Annotated in this window: 3 protein-coding genes; 2 read left to right on the top strand and 1 reads right to left on the bottom strand. The window is 73.9% G+C overall.

The features are described 5' to 3' along the window. Positions 1–46: 46 nt before the first annotated feature. Positions 47–1,090, top strand: a complete 1,044-nt coding sequence (locus AB0G02_RS30830) for an ABC transporter permease (protein WP_360800973.1) — start codon at positions 47–49, stop codon at positions 1,088–1,090. A gap of 61 nt (positions 1,091–1,151) precedes the next feature. On the opposite strand, the gene AB0G02_RS30835 is transcribed toward AB0G02_RS30830, so the two are convergent. Continuing rightward, a complete protein-coding gene (locus tag AB0G02_RS30835; RefSeq protein ID WP_360800976.1) occupies positions 1,152–2,306 on the bottom strand; it encodes an MFS transporter in 1,155 nt (384 codons plus the stop codon). Between the two features lie 294 nt (positions 2,307–2,600). Here AB0G02_RS30835 and AB0G02_RS30840 point away from each other — a divergent pair. Then, positions 2,601–3,328 (top strand): LacI family DNA-binding transcriptional regulator (locus AB0G02_RS30840; protein WP_360800979.1); only part of this gene is annotated, 728 nt, incomplete at its 3' end.

The following is a 3,328-nucleotide window of genomic DNA, read 5'->3' on the forward strand; positions in this document are numbered from 1 at the left end:
GCCGCGCGCACGCCGACGATGAATCCTCGCGTCCTCGCTCAACCAGGTGCAGATCGCCCGCGACCACGACTCGGCCGACGTCACCATCGGCGTCGCCGGCCCCGATCGCGAGCCCGGTCCTGGTCCCGGCCCCGGTCCCGGCCCCGGTCCTGGTCCCGGTGTCGGCACTCCTGACCCCGACCCGGCCGCCGTCGCCGCCGTCGTCGACGCCCGACCCGGCACCCGCGCCCACTACCGCACCACCCGCACACCCGTGACCGTCCCCGGCGTGGCCGGCACCACCAGCGTCGTCTCCTTCACCGGCGACGCCACCTGGGACGGCTACCGGATGGTCTCCGGCAGGTGGTTCACCCGACCCGGCGAAGCCGTCGCACCCACCCCGTTCCTGACCGCCACCGGCACCCGAGTGGGCGACACCGTCACGGTGCACGACGGCGACAAGGCCGTCACCGTGCGCATCGTCGGGGACGTCTTCGAGATGAGCAACGACGGCATGGTCGTCCTCACCGACGCCGCCACCTTCCCCTCTGACTCGACCACCGCCGAACACCACATCGCCGTCGAACCGGGCACCGACGTCACCGCCTACGCCGAAGGCCTCAACGCCGCGCTGAAGCCGCTCGGCGTCACCGCCCGACCCGGCCCGTCCGGCCAGGCCAGCGACACGATCATCCTGATCAACAGCCTGACCGCCGTGCTCACCCTGATGCTCGTCGCCGTCGCCGCCATGGGCGTGCTCAACGCCGTCGTGCTCGACACCCGCGAACGCGTCCACGACCTCGGCGTCCACAAAGCACTCGGCATGACCCCTCGGCAGACCATCGCCATGGTCATCGCGTCCGTGGTCGTGATCGGCGTGCTCGGCGGCGGGATCGGCGTGCCGGTCGGCGTCGCGCTGCACCGCTGGGTCCTGCCCGCCATGGGGACGAGCGCCGGAATCGGCCTGCCCACCTCCGCGTTCACCGTCCAGGACCCGCCCGAACTGCTCCTGCTCGGCCTCGGCGGCCTGCTCATCGCCATCGTCGGCGCGCTGCTCCCGGCCACCTGGGCGGCGAGGACGTCCACCTCCACCGCCCTCCGCACCGAGTAAGTCCCTCCTCCGCCCGCCTTCCTCCGGCCGCCGCCTCGACGTGACGTCTCAGCGTGACGTCTCAGCGTGACGGCGGGCGGAGGGTGGGCACCAAGGCGAGCGCCGGCACCAGCAGCAGCGGCACGACCAGCAACGCCCGCAGCACCCCGACGTGATCACCCAACAGGCCCACCACCGGCGGCCCGGCCAGGAACGCGGTGTACCCGATGACCGCCACCACGCTCACCCGTGCCGCCGCACGACCCTTCTCGTCCGCCGCCGCGCTCATGCCCACCGGGAAACCCAACGCCGTGCCCAGGCCCCACAACGCCACCCCGCCCACGGCCACCGCGGGCGACCCCGCCAGCACCGCCACCGCCACACCCACGATCGCCACCACCATGCTCACGACCACCACCGGCACCCGTCCCCAGCGGTCCAGCGCGACCGTGCCCACCACCCGCCCGAGCGTCATCGTGGCCACGAACACCCCGAACACCGCCGCACCCGCCGCCGGCCCGAACGCGTACCCGTCCACGAACGCCACCGCGACCCAGTCGTTCGCACTGCCCTCGGTGAACGCCAACACCAGCACCAACAACCCGATCAGCACCGTCCGCGGCTCCCGCCAAGCCGCCAGCACTCCGCTCTTCGCCCCGGCCGGCGCCGCGTCGCCGCCGTACCCGTAGGACCGCGCGGCGACGAGCGTGCCGACCAGCACCACCACCGCGACGCCCGCCAAGTGCGCCGTCACCGGCAGGACCAGCTGCGCCGCCAGCGCCGCCAACCCGGCCGCGACGACCGTGCCCAGGCTCCACACCGCGTGGAACCTCGGCATCACCGTCCGCCCGACCGCCCGCTCGACCGCCGCCGCCTCCACGTTCATCGCCACGTTGCAGGTCCCCGACCCGTAGCCGAGCAGGAACAACCCGACCCCCGCCACCACCGCCGAAGGCCACGTCCCGATCGCGACACCCGCGACCACGAGCCCGACCGACACCCCGACCGCCGACAAGCACACCGCCCGCCGCGCCCCGAGCCGGTGCGTCACCACGCCGGCCGACACCATGGCCACCGTCGCGCCGGCCGACGCGGCCAGCAACAACAACCCCAACGCGCCCGCGCCGAGGCCGAGCGCGTCCCGTGCGGCGGGAACGCGGGCGAACCACGACGCCACCGCCACCCCGTTGAGGCCGAACGTCACCCCAACCCCGACCACCGCCCTCCGAACCCCCACCCGGCCCTCCGCCTTACGCACCCTTCCCCACCCGGCCGCAGTCTCCCGGGTGTCTTGGCCGGCGATCTCGTGCGCATCCTTGGTGGCCATCGCGCTCCCCCTACTCCTGGTCCTATCTCCCCGGTCGCGTCCCAGGTCACCTGACCTCACCTGTGCAAGCGCTTGCACCACAAGCGCCCGCACTCGGGCCTCAATCGCCCCACACGTGCCGACATCTCAGCGCTCGCTCTCACTTCCGGCCTTCTGACCCTTTGTTCCTTCGCTGGTCAGCGCGTGTGCCGGCAGACTGGTGCGGTGGTCGGGAAACCTGGTGAGGCGACGCTGGAGGACGTGGCACGCCTGGCGGGCGTGTCCACCGCAACCGCGTCCCGCGTGCTGAGCGGTCGCGGTCCGGCGTCGGACAGCGCACGCCGCCGAGTCGCCGCAGCGTCCCGAGAACTCGCCTACGTCCCCCACGCCGCCGCCCGCGCCCTCGCCACCCGCAGCGGCACGCGGATCGCGGTCGCCGTCGGCGGCCGGAGCGCGCACGTCCTCAACGATCCCTACGTCGCCCGCGTGGTCGCCGCGACCGCCGAAGTAGCCGCCGCCCGCGAGGTCGGCGTGTCCCTCCACTGGCTGCCCCTGCACGACCCCGGCGAGCTCGGCAGGTTGGCGGAGAACCGCGGCATCGGCGGGATCGTCGTGGTCAACCCGACCGCTCCCGCACTGGCCGCCGCCCCCAGGTCCGCCCGCGGCCGGATCGCGGCCATCGGCGTCGGCACGCGCGACGTACCGGCCTTTGACGTCGACAACGCCACCGCCACCACCCGCGTCGTGGAACACCTCCTGGCCGGCGGCCGACGCCGGGTGGCCATGATCACCGGCCCACCGTGGCTCCCGTGCACCCAACGCGCGCTGACCGCGTACCAACGGGCGGTGGGGGAGGCCGGCGCACCGTCCCGAACGGTCCCCGGCGACTTCACCGCCGCCCAGGGCGAGACCGCCGCAACCACCATCATGACCCGCTGGCCGGACACCGACGC

The organism is Actinosynnema sp. NPDC023658 (genome assembly GCF_040639995.1).
Lineage (GTDB): Bacteria > Actinomycetota > Actinomycetes > Mycobacteriales > Pseudonocardiaceae > Actinosynnema.